The following is a 19751-nucleotide window of genomic DNA, read 5'->3' as shown; positions in this document are numbered from 1 at the left end:
GCAAGAACAGCAAACTAGATTGAAAGTAGAAACGCTGGTCGTATTTTGCGAGAACGCTAAGGATAAACAAAAACAGTTTCTTTGACAGTGAGTAGACAATTTGAGACGTTAAGAGGGCGGTGAAGAGGTCGCATCGCATTTATATTTATACATAGTAAAATGGAAATAGGGAAAAATGGACGAATGAACACATGGATAAAAGTGCTAGCCAAATCATGCCTGCTTGCAACGCTATTCACTGCCTTTTCAGCCACAGCAGAAAATTACCGCGCCAAAATCTGCAATGACTGCAATGAAGTTGAGGCAAAACGCATTGCACTTAAATTCAAGACTGAAATTACCTGCCATAAAGACGTTGATATTGGTCTAGAACTCCCTAAATGTTACTACCAACCAAATCAAATTTTGGTGGCCAACCCATCTACAGGGCAAGTCTGGGGCTTTGAACTATTTCGCGATAATAAAGGCGGAGGAGAAGACGACGGGAAATTAAACGTACAGCGCTTCTCGGTAAGCGGTGAAGCTGAGATGTTGATGACGGATATTCTTACAACCTACTCTGAGCTCGATGCTGTTAGAGAAACGGTTAATCAACACCTCGAAAACACACCAAGTTTGTTTGATAGCAAAGCGAATACATCTGGTACAAAACCCTTCAGTAACTGCGATGATAGTTCAAACATAGCAAAAGCGGTAAGAGCTACTTTTGACGCAAGGACCCGAAGTAACATACAGCAATACTTGCAAATCGAATACAAAGGCAAGCATTCCAAGCCCGAATCTAAATTTGCCTATAGCTATTTCGCAGCAGATACATTTTCTGTTGGTGCAGGAGGAGTTGGAATCGAGGGCACTCGGGACTTTCGTTCTATTGGCAAACTATTAGAGGTGAATTTTTCTAGCGATGATTCGAGCCCAGCTAGAAATAAAATTGTGTATAGCGTTATTATGAAAAACAACATCATTGCTCTAGGGATAAATGACCATGGTTCACGTATCGATGGTCTTGCAATTAGCGCATTGAGACAAGGCGGAGCAATTAATGTAAACGCGTGCTTACTTGAAAAGTTAAATAATTATATAGAGGCGAGTGTTCAATCTGACCCTGTAGGCGGAAATTTTGGCGATAGCAGCCCAGTGGATTATGGCAGAGGAAGAGGGTTCATTCCCCAATTAAGCAGCAGTGGTGGTGGACTTGAAACCTGTACATGGCGTTTTTACTCGCCGCAAGACGAACAAATGTTTTCTATGCAGGGACCATGTCCATAGTGTTCTTCATGATACAAAGTCGCAGATAACTGACATAAAAAAGGAGCGTATTTTGAAGTGACCCCATTAAGTTGGACTCATTTCTAAGCGGCAACCAAGGCCTGATTTCGATATTGTATCGGACTCAGGCCTTTTTCTATTTTTGCTGTGGCTTACTAAAACGCTTAACGAACATAGCCAGCACGGCCAATTAAGCTGAACCGATTGATTAAACTGATATAGCCTATTCGCTTTGCTCTTGTGAGACACGTTTGGCATATCTCATCTTCGCTCTAGTCAATGCTGTAAAGCTTTCTTTTACTTCATCAACGGTTTCTATTTTTTCAATCATATCTTCGTATTGCGCCGCTTGCACTTCCTGCATTTTTTTCTGCAGTTCAGATTGGCTTATTCGATAACTTGTTGAACCTCCTACGCCTGGTCCAGTGTAGTGGTCGTTAGAATAGCCAGAAGCTAAGAAAACAGGATTTCTGTACTCATCGAGGATTTCATTTACAAATAGTGCCTGGCAACCACGGTGGTTAAGATTATTTTCCCATGGCTTACACTTTACCTTATAGCCTGATTTTTCGGCCACAGTATTGTATGTTTTGAAAAACGACACTTGCGCGTCGAAAAGCTTACTTCGGTAATAAGAAACTGGTCGTTTGCCTAATACCTCGATGGTTTCATTGGTGACTGTGTCTGCGGCATTTCCAGTTGATGGAATATATGACGAAGCCATGGCAAATGGGCTAACAACTGCAGAAAGAAATACTGCTAGCTTGGCGTATTGTTGGCAGAAAACCGGTATAGCTGTGTAGTTTTTGGCTTGGTATTTTTTGAGCATAGTGAAATCCTCTTTTCCTTCAGAATAACGACAACTTGCTATTAAAAATTTTTCTTGCTGCGCTCGTGAATTGCAATAGGCATACGTCCATTCTTTTTATTACTTATTACAATGTTGTGTAAGGAGCGCTTTAAATTTATACAAGTTAAACGTAGCAAATTAAAATGTGTTGAACAAGTCGTTGATATCAGTAGCTATCCTCATATGTCGCTTAGCGTACTAATTCTAGTGAGCTGCGCTATGATTATTATTTTTTAATTTTTTGTTTTTTCGTTAAGGCGCAGGTATTTACCTGCTGGTGCAAATTTGGTGAATAGGTTGAAATAGGCAAATCAAAGTAAGAGAGGCAAAATAAGTACAGTAAAAGCAATTAGAGCAAACCGTGCTGTACAAAAATTAGATTGCCCTTACGCCATTACTGCTATGCTTAGAGCAACTTGATAATAGGAAGGGCATGCTTTGTCTAACCCAAAAACAGATGCCCAAGCAACTAATACCAAGGCTATTAATACCAAGGGTGCTGATGCCAAAAATACTGGCAAACAAACTCAAACAAAAAAGCCCTCTCAGGCGCAAGAAGCTAATCGGCTAATTGCCGATGCGGTTATTCAACTTACCTTGGTAATTGAAACGATGCACAACCGTATTAATCCGCTGAATTGGCTTTCGCCACCAATACAACAATCAACACTAAAATCAAATCAGACGCTTAGCAGTGGTATTACTGGCATGGTTTACGACAGTATACGCGGCATTACTAACGAGGTAAGCAAGCGCATTAGTGTGCCGCTCTCGGTATTAAACGACAGTTTGAATAACAGAGACAGCGGCAGCCTCAAAGACAATGTCGGTGGCAGTGCTAGTGATAATGATAGTGTAAATGGCAATGTAAGCGAAGCAGCACCGCTATCATCAACGCATTCACCATCACCTTCATCGATAAAACCTACATTACTCTCAGCCATAAATGGCGTTATAGGCGATTACCTTCATACACAGCAAAGTCCGCTGTCCATCGCAATGACATTTCGTCAACACGGCAACGATATAGAGCTAGACGCATTGGCGCGACACATCGCAGAGTCTGAGGGTAAGCTTCTTATCATGGTACACGGCTTATGTATGAATGATGTGCAGTGGCGGCAAAGTGAGCACGATCATGGTTATCACCTTGCTAATGACCTCTCATGCACCACGGCTTATTTGCACTACAATACGGGGCGGCATATCTTCCAAAACGGGATAGAGTTAAACGCGCTATTAGGCAAGTTGACGACGCAGTTTGGGCTGCTACAAAGCCAGCATTCATTAGATATTTCAGTGGTTGCCCATAGCATGGGCGGGTTGGTCACAAGAAGCGCGCTTTATTATGCTAAAGCTGCAATATCAGAAGCGGACGCAATCACAGAGGCAGCCGAAGAAAAGGCACAATGGGCCGAGTATTTGAAAAAAATAGTGTTTCTTGGCACCCCACATCACGGTGCGCCTCTTGAAAAAGCGGGTAACTGGGTAGACCTATTTTTAGGTATGCATCACTTCACGGCCCCTTTAACACGCATTACTCAAATTCGCAGTGCAGGTATTGCCGACCTTCGACACGGATATATCGTTGAAAGCGACACCCACTCTGAACGGCGGTTCGATTTTGCGAGTGACCAACGCAAGCCAATTCCATTGCCTGATGGGGTAGCGTGTTTTGCCATTGCAACAACGTCCTCGGCATCGCCTAACGCTATAAATAAGCATCTCGTTGGTGATGGTTTAGTGCCCCTTAATAGCGCACTAGGCATTCATGAAAATGAAGCGTTTAATCTAGATTTCAAACCAGAGAATCTGTGGGTGGGGAATAACATCAGTCACCTTGGTTTACTGGGAAATAAAACCATTTACGACGTTATTCACCGATGGCTTTCAAAGGGCGCTTATTAACGAATAAACGCCTTCCATTCTTGCAGTAAATGTTTGAAATCTGCTAAGCCGCAACCTGCTTGCATCTCTTGGTCGTAATCTTCGGCAAATTCTTTGTGACTGGTTTCGTTGTGATTGAGGGTAAGTATCACTTCGTCGTCCTCAATGGTTAACGTATATTCCTTGCCAATAAATTGGTAATCAGGAATATTGCGACACAGCAGGTTTTCAATGGCATCTAGCACCGTATTAATGCTTGCGCGATCTGTGCCTAAATCGTTACTCAACCAATCACCAAATGCTTCGCATTCAATATCACATTTGGCGGAGGGTTCCCCTAACATGTCAGTGCGAAATTGAAAATCCATTAGGCTTCCTTAGGCATTTGATAAACATGCCCGGTTAATTCGAGTTCAGTGAGGTACACCCGTACATCAAATTCAATCTGATGGTAATCGGGCAGCATGTGTTGGCAGAGTTTGTAAAAGGCTTTGTTATGCTCTTTTTCTTTAAGGTGGGCTAGTTCATGCACCACTATCATGTTCAAAAATGGCTCTGGCGTGTTTTTAAACAAGCTGCTCACTCGCAACTCATTTTTACTCTTTAATTTGCCGCCTTGTACCCGAGATACATAGGAGTGCAATCCAAGGGCGTGGTTCACAATATGGATTTTTTGATCGTATATGACCTTACTCAACGGTTGAGTTTTTTTCATATACTGGTTTTTAAGCCCCATCACATATTCGCGTAAGTCGTTGTCGTTTGCCACTGAATGAGTGGCAGGGTAACGAGTGCGCAGCCAATCTCCCAGAGCATTGTCGTCAATCATCTGTTGAATTTGTTGTTGCAGTCTCTCAGGGTAGTGTGAGAGATATTGAAGCCTGCTTTTCATATTGGCACTCATATTGGCACTCATACTGACGAATCATTAAATTTGCTTTGCTTGCTGTCAACGTCCGGGCTTTCAACTAGCTGGCCTTCAATGTCTTGATTAACAATTGGCGCCAGCTGCTGCTTTATTTCTTCTACGTGAGTAACGGGTATTTGAATATCAATACTGACCTGCTGTGCATAGCGACAGTCGGCAATATTGCCCGACACTTGCTGAACCAAATGCCTAACAAATTGTTCGTGTTTAAAGTCTACATCAACGGTAAGCGTGTGAAAGGTAACTTCTTCTCGTACAGTGAGCTGTTCAATGGCTTGCTGCGCCGATGCAGAATAAGCGCGAACTAGGCCGCCAGCGCCCAGCTTTATACCGCCAAAGTAACGAGTCACTACAATCATTACATCGCCAATATTTTTATGCTGAAGCACGTTTAAAATAGGTTTGCCGGCTGTGCCACTTGGCTCGCCATCATCGGCCATAGCAGCGCTTACGGGAGAGCTTGGAGGACCAAAAATATAGGCCCAGCAGTGATGTCGTGCATCGGGATAGCGCTGCTTTACTTCATCAAGCACAGCCATTGCGCTCTCGCGAGAGTTGGCAAATGCTGCCATCGCAATAAACTTGCTTTTCTTGACTTCAAACAGGACTTCAACCTGATTGGCGGGAACGGGATAATTCATTCGGTAAGTATAACCTATTGCGCAGCTGCAATTAAGCGGGTCGTAGAGGTAGTGAAGTAAAATACGGAGTATGCGCAGTTGATGAAATTGAAAAGCTGCTGGATAACCTAAACAGGATGTTGCGATATTTTGTGGTCAGCTAGAAATTGATGAATGCTGGAATTAAAAACCATCGATAAGAAGATCGATACCATTCTTAATTTTTGTTCTAATCGGTTTCAATGATTGTTCTGGGATAGGTTTTAAATTGCGCTTTGAGACCGTCGCTATATCTAGCAAGTCGACATAATAATTAACGCCACTCACTTCACAAGGTATCTGTAAATCTTTTACATAAGAAAGGCCTTCAAACGGTTTTAATGGCGCTACCAAGATACTTTCAACTTCATTGAAAACAGTGTTAGTTAAAATAACAACTAATGATGATGAATACTGACAAACAGAAAACTGAGTTATCACGAAAGCTGACTTATCGATTCTGAAAACGTCCCCGTCTCTAACACTTTTTGATTATGTGTATTTAGAGCGTCTTTGTTGTGTTTAAACCATTCAACCTTCTTTTTTTCATTTACAGCTTGTATTAAAGCCGTTTCAAATACTTCGGATAACTTAATATTAAGTGATTTAGCCTCACTGAGTAACTCACTGTTAATTGATGTATTACATGATACTTTTTGGCGCATGACTGACTCCGATCAACTCTCTAACTATATTATGCGCATTTTTTATGCGTGTATCAATGGCGCAAATTTTAAGCGTTGAAAAACGGGCTTCCGAGAAGAGGTGAAATATTGTTTGAATATCAGCTTTGACGCTACGCTTGATTAATACTTTTCATTAATTAGAGCACCTTATTATCAAACACCAATTTATGTTGTAAGTAGCCTTTAGGTGCATTGTGTTATCAGTCATTTATGGTTTACTGAGCACATGAATTTGTTTCGTTAGCCACTTGGATAACACCACTGACAAAATAAAAAACGGTGTGCCAGGTGTTAGTGAATTACCTACGTTAGAACGGTTATGTCCTCAGAACGATTTATACCTTTTCGCAAAGCCGATGTTGTTTACATGTGTAACGATGTCCTCATTAACAAAGAAACCGCTGATGCTGATAGCACTGCTAACTCCTTTGAGGTGTTTTGTAATTTGTTGGTGAGTCGCATTCACTTTCAGTATCACGAACAGCTAGAGCGCTTGAAAAACAGCTACGCGCTATTCGACCCCAACAAAGATACCCGCACGCTGAAAGACATTACAGATAGCGAACGTAAGGCCGTTCAAAAAGACTTCGCCAGTGAGTTTTCCACATTATTAGATTCTGCCAACTTTGAAAAAGTCACCGATACTGATTTAGAAGATGCGCTACATGAAGAGTCGCTGTTTAAAGTTCGTTTGACGGTAAGTTTTGACGATTTTCAAGAAGTCGTGTTTTATCGCCGAGGTGAATCGGTTAAAACAGAAACGTTACGTACGTTCTTTGGTTTGCGCAAAAAATCGATATCGTTTACCAACTACGATCGAGTGGCGGTTTATATTACCTTTAAAGATAAAGACTACTTCGACCAACGCAAAAACACTAAAAAACAGCTTCCTGTCACTTTCACCCCTGGGGCCACTATTATTAAGCTGTTTCAAAACGTGCCCAAAGCAGATCTGGAAATGCTGTTTCCAAACAGTGAAGTGAAAATGCGTCCGCTCGATAAACTTATCATTGGGGCGTCGGCAACGGTCGGTGGCATTGTTGTGTTAGTGACGAAATTAGGGGCGTCTATATTACTGCTGTCGTCGTTTCTCGCGTTTTGGTTGGGGCTTAAAGATGAGTCAGTAGAGCTTACTAAGCAAAGCCTTATTACTTTTGGTATTGGTATGGGGGTTTTTGGCAGCTTTGTTTTTAAAGAATGGACGAAGTTTAAAAATCGAAAAATACGGTTTATGAAAGCCTTATCAGACAACCTTTATTTTAAGAATTTAGATAACAACGCTGGCGTGTTTCACACTCTGGTAGACGCCGCAGAAGAGGAAGACTGTAAAGAAGCTTTATTGGCTTATACCTTCTTATTGAAACATGAAGGAGCAGGGATGAGCGCAGATGTACTCGATAAAGAGATTGAAGCTTGGTTTAAGCAAACTCACAACTGCAGCTTAGACTTTGATGTGTCTGATGCTATCGATAAATTAGTTAAAATGAAGCTGGTAGAAAAAAATAATGAGCGATTCACGGCTAAGCCGTTAAAAAGTGCCATTAACGAATTAGACGAGTATTGGGATAATATTTACCAAGGCTAGCTTTGTAGGTTTAGTTTTTAAAGGTGTATCTATTGAAGGTCATTTCTTGCAGGTTTATCTTCTGCAGATACAGCTTACTCCAAAAACAAACCTATTCAAATAATGGCCGAATTGCCTATAGTTGCAGATAAAAAGTGGTTATTTGAGCTATTCACACATTGCTCTATATTCTAGCGTTCAATAGGCTCACGTTTTTTCTAGTAGGTATATAATGTTTTCAATTCATGTAGAAAGAGTAATCGATAAACCTATCCACGATGTGTTTGCGATGCTAAGCGATCACGAAAACTATGCGCAGTTTAAAGGCGTGGATGAAGCGAACTTACTAGTTCATGGTAAGGACGATAAAAACGGGTTAGGCGCTGTGCGTGAAATTATCGCAGGTGGCGCTAATCTACATGAAGAAATTGTCGCGTTTGAGCCTCCTTATAAACTTGGCTACAAAGTCATAAAGTCGAAACCACTGCCTTACGACCATCAGCTAGGCGAAATCACGCTTCAAGAAAAAGACGGTAAAACCCACGCAACGTGGCGCTCAAAAGGCCATATCACTATTTTCTTGTTGGGAAGTTTGTATTTCGATAAGCAAATTCAAAAAAACGGTGGAAGAGCGTTTGGTAGTATCTTAAAGCAGATTGGCAATTCATAACGTGAGCCACAGTGCTCCGTTGATAGGGGGCTTGTTTAGATAGAGAGCCTCTTTAAATAGAGAACTTCTTTAGATAGAAACCTTCTTTAAATAGACAACTCTACTCTCATTGTTAAAACAAGAGCGTCTTTTGCTTCCCTGTCGGCGGCAGGGTTTGCAATAAACTGTATGTCTGGTTTAAGCGCAAGGGTATCTGTTAGCTGAAAACGATAAAACAGCTCTATCGCTGTTTCGTCTCGTTTGTATTGAGATGCGAGAAGGTGGCTGGTGGTAATATGAGATATGCCAAGCCCTAACACGTCGTCTTCACGATTATTCATGCCGTACCAGGTTAGTCCAGCGCCAATATGCGTGTCTATCTCACTGGTTGTATCGCTGCTTCTCCCATACTGCAAAAACCAACCACCGTTCTGTGCTGGAAATAATTGAGAACTAAACTCACCAGACAGAGTGGCGAAAAGCCCGCTAGCATCCTGAGATAATGAAGATTTGTCATCTTCATTATCTACTAATGGCACTATGTCTCCCGATTGCATCCAGCCGCCAATGGCAGCCGTAACGTTGCCTATATGTTGTGTCCATTGCCCCACGGTGAAACCGTTACTAAAGCTGCGATTTTGATTGGCGTAATGCCCAATAGATAGCTGTGTATTTTGCGTGGCGCTATAAAATGCATTCACCGATAGACGAGGGCTTGGATAAGTGGGGAAATAGGAAATCGTTGGGCTAAAACCCATGGACGAGTGAATAAACTCTCCAGCATGTTCAGCATAGGCAAATTCATTATTTGCATCGACTTGACCTATTTTGAAGCGCAGGCTTTCTTCATAAAATGATTTCTCTACCCAAACCTCATACATTTTTGTGAGCTCATCTTCATCAATATTCGAAAATGCCTGAAGATCGCCAACAGAGTCACTACCATTGTTCCCTCTTAATACTTGAGCATCTGCAAAAAATAACGTGCTGTCGTTAATACGATATTCATAGGCAACAATACCCAGCGTCCTATTTATAGTAGCGCGCTCCTCTAGTCCTCCCGATACTACATAGCTTGTGTCGTGAACGAGAGTAAGTGAGAGCGGGTTTGCCAAGGTATTGGCAGCACAAAAGCATGATGCCAAAACCACACTGAGCTTGAGCGTGCTAAATCGTACTGCTCGTTTTTTTAATTGTGAAATGCCGAATAGAATGGGAAAAACCTTTCTTCCAATTTACTGGTTGAATATCACTACTAACCATCATTTAGACTCCTTTTTACGTAAGTCATACACGAATTAGCTCACCTGAGCTTTTAAAAGAAACGACGTTTAAAGAATAGGCTTCAAAAAGTTGCATCAAAGTAGGTGCTTAAATCAATGGCCCAGGTGTAAAAAAAACAGCTGTTAAAAGCCCAGATGTTAAAAGAGCACAAACTTAAAGCTTAGAAGCTAATCGAACAGAAGCTTATCGAACAGAAGTTCAGAGCTGCGTGACTAATTAGTTCGAAAATGTGGACCTGACCCCCTTTATTTATAGAGGTCGCTGTGTTTGTATTTATCGATGAAAAAGCGGATGAGTACACCAATTATGGCGGCCAACGGCACTGCAACTAAAAGCCCTAAAAAGCCGAACAAGCTACCAAAAATAGACAGCGACATAATAAGCCATACTGGGTGTAATCCTACAGAATCCCCAACAAGTTTAGGTGTAATAAAGTTGCCCTCAACGGCCTGGCCGAACACGAAAATCCCTACAACCATCGCCACTGAAATCCACTCATTCCAAAACTGAAATAAAGCCAAACCTAACGCAAGTAATCCGCCCACGATAGCGCCTAAATAAGGAATGAAGCTTATCAATCCTGCTGCAAACCCCACCACTAGACCAAACTTAAGGCCCACAAGCATCAGCGAGATGGCATAGTAAACGCCTAAAATAATGCATACGGAGCCGGTACCGCGAATAAATCCAGCTAAGGTTTTATCTATTTTTTTCAATAAGTCGCGAATAATGGGTTCATGTTTGCGGGGAAGCAAACCGTAAATAGTTGAACTCATGCGGTGCCAATCTAAAAGTAGATAAACGGCTACTACAGGCACAATTACAAACAGCATTGCCAAATCGATGATGTTTGCAGCAGAGCTAAATGCAGTACTTAAAAACTCACCGCCACGCTCTTTTAAAACGTCACTAGCAGAATTCATCACTGAGCGTAATGTAGTACTTTCACCAAACACTGACGGGAGTGTTTTACTTAACCACTCACTCAAACTGTTGAACAAATCTGGGCCAGATTCGAATAAGCTTATTGCTTGCGCCACGACTGCTGGTACAACAAGAAGCGCAGTGAGCGCAAAAATGAGCGTTGCTGAAAGTGTTATCAGGGCAGTAGCCGCGGGTCGGCTGAATCCTTTACTCTCCAATTTTTCTGCGACTGGGTTGAGAATGTAGGCAACCACTGCACCTAAAATAAACGGTAACAGCACATCGCCTAAAAACCACAGCACAAGGATGAGTGCGCCGAGGGCGAGTGCCCAGTATTGAATCTGCCTTTTTCCTGTTGATGTCATATGTCCTTACTCCCTGTTATACACTGTAGCTAAGCGGTGCAAAGGCTGACAAAGCTCCTGCATTGCCTATGCACTATCGCCTGTGTCCTATCAATTTTACTATTCGCTGCAAACAGCAGGTGCGTAGCTGCAAATAAAGGTGTAGTGCTGCTGTACGTCTGCTATTGGCGTATTGTTCAACCTATTATCAATAAAGCGCTGAGTTTCTTTTTTGAGGCGAAGCAGTAATGTCTCGCGGTCTTCATTTGACATGAAGCTGTGAACTATCGCGTTTGTATTTAACTCAACCAATTCATCCCACGATAAATCAAAGTGTGATACCGCTAAGTAATACTCATCAGTTAAATTGCTGCTCCACATGCCTCTATCATCGGTTGAAAGCGTCACCGGCACGCCTGTTCGCAAGTACTCTGGGAAGGGATGTTCATCAATACTCTCTGCATATTCCAACAGCAGGTTAGATATAAGGTTTATCTCCACTAGGTAGGGAGAGTTGCGCATCATCAATAGCGTGTCTGGGTCTCCAATCAGGTTATACCCATGACCAATTCTGTCTGCGCCCAGCAGCAACGTATCTTTAATGTGAGTATTGGGCTCATCCGACTCACCAGCATGAACACTTAGCGATACCGGTGGTGACTGAGCACGAAGCTTACGTAGTGTGGATAAAAAACGCAGTGGATACCCTTTGTCATTATCTTCTCTGCCCACAAAGTTGATGCCAACAAAGTAGCTTCTATGCCCATCAACAAACGTCCATGCTTCTTCAAGCTGTTGTTCAGCGTTAGGTAAGAAGCGAACAATCGCTAGTTGGAAGCGTACTTGCACATTGGTATCTACCGCAGCGTCGCTTTCTAACATCTCTACAAACAGTTCGGCAGTAGCTTTGGGCGTATAGGCAGAGCCGTCTGGAAACCGCATGTCTGTTACTTGAAGCTGAGTTTCTAAGTACAGTACGTTTTCCTGTTGGTACGCCTGCATGTTCTTTAATAGTAAATAGGCTTGTATATGAGGGTTAAGCAGCATGTCTCCCAGGCGTTGCCAATGAGTCTGAAAAAACTCGTCGCGGCCCTCGTGAGGCTTATCCAATCTAATGCTGTTTAGAAACGCCTGCTTTTGCGTCTTGCTCAAGTTGGTAAGCAGGGTGTAATTGTTTTTTTCGCAGATAGAGAGCTGCTCGTAAGTAAAGGCTGAAACGGTGTGAAACATCAACAGCTGAGGATTAAAGCCAAATTCGTTCGTGCCGTAACCGTTACATAATGTGGGTGCTGTTTTTGTGTAATAAGTATAGCCGCCGTTTTGCTTTGAATTTGTGGCGATATCCCACCACCACTCGCTCATGCCAGCGCCGGAAAGGTGATGATGAATATCACCGCCTTTGGGCATGGCATGCAAGAAGTTATACATTTGCGCTGGTGTTGCGCGTTGTTTAAATGCGTTGAACCACTCTGACATTGTCGACTCAGACACCAATGACGATGTATCCGCTGCACTAGCAGGCAGGCTGAGTATAAGTAGGCAAGCGAGAGCCTTGATGTGATTTAACAAAAAACTGTCCTCTATTAGCAGGTTACTTGAGTGATTATCTGAAATGCATCAAATCATTGCAATTATATGACCTGTAAGTCTACGTAAGAGGGTAGTTTTAAATGACTGTTTTGTATATGAATAAAGGCTAAGTGAACAACGAACCGGGTGAAATAGGGGTAAAACTACCCCTTGAGCGCGTTTTTGAAATAGCTGTACACGCCGTTAGTCCATCCAAATCCCAACTGTACATCATATTCGCCGCCCCCTGCAGTCTCAGTAGGCACGCACACATTATACTTTTCAAGTAAGGCACCGGTATTGGCAAAGCTATCTTCAACCGTAGTGCAAAAACGCTGCATAATTTCTGTAGCATCGTCGTTGAAACCATAATTTGCCATACCTATTGCTGCAAAAAATTGCAGAGGTGCCCAGCCGTTTGGCGCATCCCATTGTTGAGATGTAGTGTTTGTAGTAGTTACTACGCCACCCTTTTTAAGCAAATCGTTCATCAGTGTGTGTTGGACTGTAGCAGCCTGAGTATCGCTTGCTATGTTCACAAAAAGCGGAACAGTCATAGCCGCTGATACAACAGACGTTTGTGTCATGTTAGGAAAGTGGCAGTCAAAGTAACCGCCTTTCTTTGCACTGTACAAGTAAGTATTTATAGCCTGTTTTCTGCTTGTTAACGCATCTTGGTAAATTGCGCGCTCTTTGCCTTCGGTCACCCGTGATAGTGTTTGTTCTAGTGAAGCTAAAAGCGCATTTAAATCGATAGGGAGCAGTTCTGTGGTTCTGATGCTTTCAAGCTGCTGTGGGTTTTCAAGCCAGCGAGAGCTGAAGTCCCAGCCCGATTCGCAGGCCGCCCTGATATGTTGATAAAACCCGCCTTTATCGGCATCGATATTATTAGCAGTTTCTATGTCTTCCCTATAAGATTCGGGCCTTGGTGTTGGCTCGGGATCGAAATAGCGATTTAACACAGCGCCGCAGGGCATTGTCACGGTGCGAAGTTCGGCCCGCGTTTTTACGTGATCTCTACTAGTTTCGCTAGAGGCTTTATTACGGTCGCTAAGGGCTTTGTCTTCGCTAAAGGCTTTGTCTTCGCTAAAGGCTTTATCACCATCGCTTAAGGCTTTATCACCGTTGCTAAGGGCTTTATTAGCCCCTTGCATCCAAAAGGCGTACTCTTTTTTTAGCCCATCAATGATGTAGGCTCTTTGTTTTTCTGAAAGTTGGTTTTCTAGCAAGTTGTAGAACAACGCTAAAATAGGCGGCTGACTTCTAGAGTGATAATAAGCCCGGTTGCCGTTGGGGATACAGCCCACTTCGTTAAGAATATCTACAAAGTTTTCCAGCATATTAATAGCCATATCGCTTCGCCCAGCATGCACAAGACCCTGCGCGGTAAAATAACTATCCCAGTAATAAATCTCGCGAAAACGACCACCTGGCACAATGTAAGGGCGAGCTAACGCAATTAAACTATCTTTGTGTTGAGTATCGGGAGTGCGCGTAAGTACATCCCACATATTGGCAATATAAGTAGTTATATCGTCGCATGGCAACGTCGAGGTCGCATTGTCGCTATCTGGTAGCGTAAAGTGTGCGTCCACAAAGTTGTGCAAGTCTACCTCGCCACCTTCCTCACTCGCTATCTGCAACTCTTGTTCGTATTGTTGAAGTACTGTTGTTAGGTCTGTTTTTACTATGGCATCGGCGAAGGTTTTGCTATCAGGAAATAGTTCGGCCATTTGAACGTGTCGAAATAAGTCGCTGTTAAAAAACGCCAGACTGTCGCGCCAGCTATGCAAAGAAGAGTTCATGATGATGAGGCATCCTGTAATTCAGAAGAAGATGATGCTTTTTTGAAGAAAAAGAGCGTGGCAAGAAGTCCCGCTATAGGAACAAGGGATAGGTAAAACGCGTTTTGTCCGCCCATGGCATCAAAGACAAAACCAGTGACGATTGAGCCTGTTGTGCCACCAAGGGCCGAAAACACAACTATGAGCCCAGTCATTGGCGCATGCTGCTGCAAAGGCAGGGCGCTTAACATAACTGAGTTAATAATTGGGTAAATTGGCGCCATCATTAGTCCAATCATTGGTATAAGAAATGCTGCTAGTGGGGCGCCGGTCCAACTGGTTATATCACTATGCGCGCCGCTATTTTCAGCCAAAGGTAAGCTAATAAGCATGACAATCGCCATTCCAACAAGACAGATGTTTAAAAACGGATACCAGTTCATTTTTCTTAGCACAGCACCGGCTGTCAAGCGGCCCACTGCGAGGGCTATGGCGAAAATGCTCGTCATTTGAATGCTCACTTGGGTAGGTAATCCAAGCACCTCTTTATTGAAGGTTGGTAGCCATGAACCTATACCTTGTTCAATCAACACATAGAGAAAGATAGAAAAAATGAATACTAATACCAGCGGCTTGTAGGCAAGTCTGAGCATGCTAGTGAATTCACTTGCAATGGTAGCGTCGTCAGAAAGCTTCACCGCCTTAATGGGCGCAAACATCACAATAACAAACGTAAGCGCAACTAAGGCAGCAAGAAGATAATAAACATTGAGCCAAGCAAGAGAGGCGTCGTTATTCGGATCGATAAAGCCCGCGAAAATCCAATAGCCAGACAAAACACCCAACATAAAAATGCCCTCTATGGTGTTCATTAATGATGAGTGGGTTTTTGTCGACGATGAAAGCTGACCAATAATGGCGTACACCGACACTTTCACTAGGGCAAATGCTGTTCCGATGCAGGCGAACAGCATTTTAATGAACATAAAATTAGCGACTGATGGGGTAAGAGCGCAGGCTACAGCAACAAGAGCTAAGCCTAATAGCATGGCAATTTTATACCCGATCCGAGGAATAACGCTGGCTACCAAAAAAGACACAATGGCAATGGAAAGGTCTTTAAACCCCTCGAGGGTGCTCGCTTGAGGTTTACTAATGTCGAAACTATTGATGGATTGTAGGATCACCGTGCCTACACTATTTAGCAGTATAGCGAAGACATAATAACTCACCGCAATGGCAGCAATAATCATCAAACGAGACATGTGTAAACACTCTGTTAACTTAATTAAGCTGGAGTGTAATGCTAAGAAAATAAAAATGCAAACGTTTGCATTTGAAGGTGTGTTTGTATTGAGTGACGCGTTTGTATTAAGTCGTGCGTTTGCATTCAGTGATACGCAAGCGCAGCATGAGTGGTGAACAACGTATTGCGATGCTCGTTTAGGGATAAATGCTGTTTAGGCGGTTTTGTTAACGCTGCAGACTGAATAAAGCGACTGCGTTTATTTAGTTGAACGCCTTACAATGAGCGAAGTTTCAACCACTTGATTTTCGGTTGGCTTATTTTCTAACTGATTAAGTAGCTGCTCAACCATAAGTGTAGCGGCTTGCTGGGTATTTTGCCTTATGGTAGTGAGTGCAGGGTGCATGAGCTCGGCTAGTGATATATCGTCATAGCCCACTATGCCTACATCGCTTGGAATGCCGACGTAGCGCTCTTTAAGTGCTTTTAAAGCACCCAGTGCTACCATGTCACTGACGCACACAATGCCATCAAAATCGAGGCCGTTAGCCTTTATCCGATCATTCATGTACTGATAAGCCGTTTTTGAGGTTATATCAATAGCGCCTACATGAGAAAAGTCTGGCACTATGTTGGCCTCTTCGTGAGCTTGCATAAAGCCCCTAAGTCTTTCTCGCATTTCTGCGTGTTCTGAATCACCGAGAAATAGCACTCGCTTCGCCCCCTGACTCAAGAGGTACTTGGTTGCTTCATAGCCACCTAAAAAATTATTGCCGCCCACAATGGGGTACCCAGCATCAGTTTTAGTGTCTCCCCATACCACAATGGGCACGCCACTTTTAGCAGCACGATCAATCTTTTCTGTGGTTTTACCTTGTCCAATAACCAAAATGCCATCGGCCCGTTGACTGTGAATAAAATAATTAGCCCAATCGTCGGAGGCCATAAAAGAATTAGACAGCAGTAGTTCGTAACCTTTGGCGTTTAGCGCCTGGTTCAATTCGCCGACTAACTTAAGTAAAAATGGGTCTGTGGTGCTTTGTTCAGTATTGTCGATAAGGTTGAGAATAACGGCAATCACGTTGGTTTTTTGTGTTCGCAATCTACTGGCTGCGGCGTTAATGCTGAAATTATGTTCTTTAGCGAGCGCCTGAACTTTTGCGCGAGTTTCTTTTCTTATCAGTGGGTTATCTTTTAGCGCTCGAGACGCAGTAGAGGTAGACACTCCGGCCAATTCAGCAAGTTTAGCTAGCGTCAGTTTTGTATCAGCAGTCAATGTTTACGTTCTCTAATGTTAATTCTTATTATGCAGGGCATCTTTTGCATGATGAGTGTATTGATTGTAGATAGCCCGACAGCGGCCAAGTTGTGCCAACTCTTACGCATTAAAGCTTATCGTATCAATAAGCTAACAATATAGCGCACAAACACCTTGTATAAAATAGACGTTCTGTTGAATATTAAAAAAATGCAAACGATTGCAATTTTTTCAATTATCGTTTGCAATCGTTTGCAAATGGATCTATTTTGTTGTCAATTCGTGATGTGAATAACATTTTATAAACGTGTTATACGCATTCAGTTAACAACGCAATATAACATTTTCGGGAGCACACACCATGAAAACGTTGTTTACAAAAGCATCACTCGCCAGCGCTATTGCAGTGGCACTTGCACAACCTGCTATCGCACAAGAAGAATCCAAACAAACCACAAAGGAACTCGCCGAAGAAAACGCCGAAATCATTGTGGTAAGTGGTACGCCAGGTGGGGCAGGGATTAGAAAAATTGACGCAAGCTTCGCTGTGACAAACATAGACGCAAGCGACATTGAAAAGTTAGCCCCTAAGTCTACCGCCGACTTATTTAAAGCCATCCCCGGAGTATGGGTAGAGAGCTCTGGTGGTGAGTCTGGTGCCAACGTTTTTGTTCGTGGTTTCCCTGGAGGCGGCGACGCACCATTTCTTACAATAGCGCTTGATGGGTCGCCTATTTACCCAGCGCCAACCCTGTCGTTTTTGGAAAACTCTCAGCTTTTCCGTATCGATGAAACCATCGAAATGGTAGAAGGTTTGCGCGGTGGACCTAACCCAGTAGTGAGTAACGGTCAGCCAGGCCTAACGACCAACTTCAGAATGAAGCGTGGTGGAGAGTCTAGCGAAGCAATGGCAAAGTACACAGTGTCGGACTACGGGCTTAATCGTGTTGACGTAGTAGCAAGTGGTGCACTCGCTGACGATCTTTACTACATGGTAGGTGGCTATATTAAAAGCTCTGAAGGGATCAGAGATGCCGGCTTCAATTCAGAGCAGGGTAATCAGTTTACCGTGAACATTACTAAGGTGTTCGATAAAGGCGAGCTTAACTTATACACCCGTCAAACTGATGACCGTGGCACTTGGTATTTACCTACACCGCTTAACGTCGAAGGTATTGATGCTAATTATACTCAAATAGGCCCACTTAACAGACAAGCCACAATTACCTATGGTCCAGACGATACTACCGAGGCGTTTGATTTTGGTGATGGGCGAGGCTGGGACGGTCATGTGAGTGGCGGAAGCTTGAAGCTTGAGTTGGGTGATGACTGGTTTCTTATCGACCGCTTTAACTTAACTAAGGGTGAAGCAAACACGTTTGGTCTTGTTCCAAATGGCGCTGCAGTCAAGGTTTCAGACGTAGCCGATGATGGTGAATCGGCAATTGGCGCCGTAACAGGCACCACTTACGCAGGCGATACGCCCATTCAGCAAATTGGTCGTTGGGTTGTACTTAAAGACATTGAATCATTTACTAACGATTTAGCGATATCGAAAAGCTGGGAAGATTTTGATGCTTCATTCGGTATTTACAGTGCATCAACTAAATCAGAAGACTGGTGGAGCATAGGTAATACGGCTTATCACGTGTTGCAACCAGGCGGTGAATTGCTTGATGGCATCGAATGTAATAACAGTGCTGAGGGATGTGGTTTTAACTACGATATTAACTCGGTAGGCGATGCCAGCACGTTTGCTTTCTACGCAACCAGTAAATGGTATGCGACAACCGACTTAAGCATCGATTTAGGCCTACGCCGTGAGAATCACGAAGTGAATTACTCAGTGGATGAAGGTTTAGACGGCACAATCACCAAAGCCCTTGAATACGATGAAACCAAAACATCGTGGACCTTAGGAGCGAACTACGCTTTAAACGATAACAGCGGCGTTTTCATTCGCACCAACCGCGGTTACAAAATGCCGTACTTCGATGATTTTCGTGACAACTGGGGGGCTTATACTGGCGGAAACGACCTCATTCAGGAGATCATGCAAGCGGAATTGGGCTATAAATTTATGAACGATAGCGTGCAATTTTTTGCAACTGCTTTCGCGAATGAAGTTGAAGGTGATACGTTTGTACGCAGACCCGGTGCGCCAGCTGAAATTCTTACTAATGAAGCCTACGGTGTTGAGCTAGATGGTAGATACAGCCATGACTCTGGCTTCTCTTTAAGTGTTAATGCAACGCTTCAAGAAACTGAAATTACAGCAAGTGCGACTAATGAAGGTAACGAGGCCCAGCGCCAGCCAGGTTGGCAGGTGCGTGTGACGCCAAGCTACGATTTTGATATTGGTGACATGTACGCAACAGTGTATGGAACCCTGTCTGCAGTAGACGACCGCTTTGGTAACAACGAGAACACAGTCGTACTAGAGGGTTACGAAAAAATTGATGTGGGTATGACCTTAGACCCAACAGAGTCGCTTCGCCTTCAACTGTCGGTTGATAACTTGACCGATGAACAGGGCATTACAGAGGGGGATCCTCGTAATCCAGAAGCACCAAATGGCCGTTTCATTATGCCGCGCAGCGTAAGATTTAGCGTGTCGTATCTATTCTTCTAAATGCTTTTAGCTAGAAGAATTGAACACAAAAAGAAACGTAAGTAGCAAGAAGTGTAAGAAACACAAAAACAAGAAAATTGAAAGGGCTGGCGCTAAACACGCCAGCTTTTTTATTTGTATATTCTACTTATACTTCCCGTCAGCATTTCTCGAGTTAGCAGTCAAAAATATATCAGCTGCTCACAATATTACATTCCATGCAAATTCATATGCACCAT

At 43.2% G+C, this 19751-nt stretch carries 17 protein-coding genes; 5 read left to right on the top strand and 12 right to left on the bottom strand.

Annotated elements, in window-relative coordinates; translation table 11 throughout:
- Positions 1 to 183 precede the first annotated feature (183 nt).
- The gene (locus AC27HD_RS06285; protein WP_487104507.1) at positions 184 to 1269 is read left to right on the top strand and encodes a hypothetical protein; all 1086 of its coding nucleotides are present in this window, start codon (positions 184 to 186) and stop codon (positions 1267 to 1269) included.
- Positions 1270 to 1492: 223 nt separating this feature from the next.
- Here AC27HD_RS06285 and AC27HD_RS06280 read toward each other — a convergent pair whose 3' ends face one another.
- Positions 1493 to 2098 (bottom strand): hypothetical protein, encoded by a 606-nt coding sequence (locus tag AC27HD_RS06280; RefSeq protein ID WP_032096390.1) that lies wholly within the window; start codon positions 2096 to 2098, stop codon positions 1493 to 1495.
- Positions 2099 to 2557: 459 nt separating this feature from the next.
- On the opposite strand from AC27HD_RS06280, the gene AC27HD_RS06275 reads away from it, so the two are divergent.
- Entirely contained in the window at positions 2558 to 4027 is a 1470-nt protein-coding gene (locus tag AC27HD_RS06275) for an esterase/lipase family protein (protein ID WP_487104505.1), read from the top strand.
- On the opposite strand, the gene AC27HD_RS06270 is transcribed toward AC27HD_RS06275, so the two are convergent.
- The 5 genes from AC27HD_RS06270 to AC27HD_RS06250 form a co-directional block, all read right to left on the bottom strand.
- A complete protein-coding gene (locus AC27HD_RS06270; protein WP_032096391.1) occupies positions 4024 to 4374 on the bottom strand; it encodes a YacL family protein in 351 nt (116 codons plus the stop codon). The two genes, AC27HD_RS06275 and AC27HD_RS06270, sit on opposite strands and share 4 nt — an antisense overlap.
- Positions 4374 to 4898 carry a YgjP-like metallopeptidase domain-containing protein gene (locus AC27HD_RS06265; RefSeq protein WP_032096783.1) on the bottom strand — a complete coding sequence of 175 codons (525 nt, stop codon included), beginning with the start codon at positions 4896 to 4898 and terminating at the stop codon, positions 4374 to 4376. The genes AC27HD_RS06270 and AC27HD_RS06265 overlap by 1 nt, the downstream gene beginning before the upstream one ends.
- A 20-nt stretch (positions 4899 to 4918) precedes the next feature.
- Positions 4919 to 5575 (bottom strand): YigZ family protein, encoded by a 657-nt coding sequence (locus AC27HD_RS06260; protein WP_487104503.1) that lies wholly within the window; start codon positions 5573 to 5575, stop codon positions 4919 to 4921.
- Positions 5576 to 5737: 162 nt separating this feature from the next.
- On the bottom strand, positions 5738 to 6034 hold the full coding sequence (locus tag AC27HD_RS06255) for a CcdB family protein (RefSeq protein WP_487104501.1): 297 nt from the start codon (positions 6032 to 6034) through the stop codon (positions 5738 to 5740).
- Positions 6031 to 6258, bottom strand: coding sequence for a type II toxin-antitoxin system CcdA family antitoxin (locus tag AC27HD_RS06250; RefSeq protein ID WP_163105117.1), 228 nt, complete (start codon positions 6256 to 6258; stop codon positions 6031 to 6033). Before AC27HD_RS06250 ends, AC27HD_RS06255 begins: the two co-directional genes overlap by 4 nt.
- A gap of 340 nt (positions 6259 to 6598) precedes the next feature.
- Here AC27HD_RS06250 and AC27HD_RS06245 point away from each other — a divergent pair, with 340 nt between their 5' ends.
- A complete protein-coding gene (locus AC27HD_RS06245) occupies positions 6599 to 7864 on the top strand; it encodes a TMEM143 family protein (RefSeq protein WP_487104499.1) in 1266 nt (421 codons plus the stop codon).
- Between the two features lie 211 nt (positions 7865 to 8075).
- Complete coding sequence (locus AC27HD_RS06240) at positions 8076 to 8513, top strand: SRPBCC family protein (protein ID WP_032096395.1); 438 nt, start codon at positions 8076 to 8078, stop codon at positions 8511 to 8513.
- An 86-nt stretch (positions 8514 to 8599) separates the two neighbouring features.
- Here AC27HD_RS06240 and AC27HD_RS06235 read toward each other — a convergent pair whose 3' ends face one another.
- The 6 genes from AC27HD_RS06235 to AC27HD_RS06210 all read right to left on the bottom strand — a co-directional run bounded on the left by AC27HD_RS06235 (position 8600) and on the right by AC27HD_RS06210 (position 16919).
- Positions 8600 to 9637, bottom strand: a complete 1038-nt coding sequence (locus AC27HD_RS06235) for a carbohydrate porin (protein WP_487104497.1) — start codon at positions 9635 to 9637, stop codon at positions 8600 to 8602.
- Between the two features lie 384 nt (positions 9638 to 10021).
- A complete protein-coding gene (locus tag AC27HD_RS06230; RefSeq protein WP_487104495.1) occupies positions 10022 to 11065 on the bottom strand; it encodes an AI-2E family transporter in 1044 nt (347 codons plus the stop codon).
- Between the two features lie 99 nt (positions 11066 to 11164).
- The gene (locus tag AC27HD_RS06225; RefSeq protein ID WP_487104493.1) at positions 11165 to 12613 is read right to left on the bottom strand and encodes an adenosine deaminase family protein; all 1449 of its coding nucleotides are present in this window, start codon (positions 12611 to 12613) and stop codon (positions 11165 to 11167) included.
- Positions 12614 to 12777: 164 nt separating this feature from the next.
- A complete protein-coding gene (locus tag AC27HD_RS06220; protein WP_487104491.1) occupies positions 12778 to 14418 on the bottom strand; it encodes a trehalase family glycosidase in 1641 nt (546 codons plus the stop codon).
- A complete protein-coding gene (locus AC27HD_RS06215) occupies positions 14415 to 15662 on the bottom strand; it encodes an MFS transporter (protein WP_487104489.1) in 1248 nt (415 codons plus the stop codon). Before AC27HD_RS06215 ends, AC27HD_RS06220 begins: the two co-directional genes overlap by 4 nt.
- Before the next feature lie 240 nt (positions 15663 to 15902).
- On the bottom strand, positions 15903 to 16919 hold the full coding sequence (locus AC27HD_RS06210; protein ID WP_487104487.1) for a LacI family DNA-binding transcriptional regulator: 1017 nt from the start codon (positions 16917 to 16919) through the stop codon (positions 15903 to 15905).
- A gap of 343 nt (positions 16920 to 17262) precedes the next feature.
- On the opposite strand from AC27HD_RS06210, the gene AC27HD_RS06205 reads away from it, so the two are divergent.
- Entirely contained in the window at positions 17263 to 19533 is a 2271-nt protein-coding gene (locus AC27HD_RS06205; protein ID WP_487104485.1) for a TonB-dependent receptor, read from the top strand.
- Positions 19534 to 19751 lie beyond the last annotated feature (218 nt).

The organism is Alteromonas sp. 4NS20-0143, from assembly GCF_057542855.1.
Note: the sequence above shows the minus strand (reverse complement) of the source record. Positions and strands in the feature narration are given on the sequence as shown.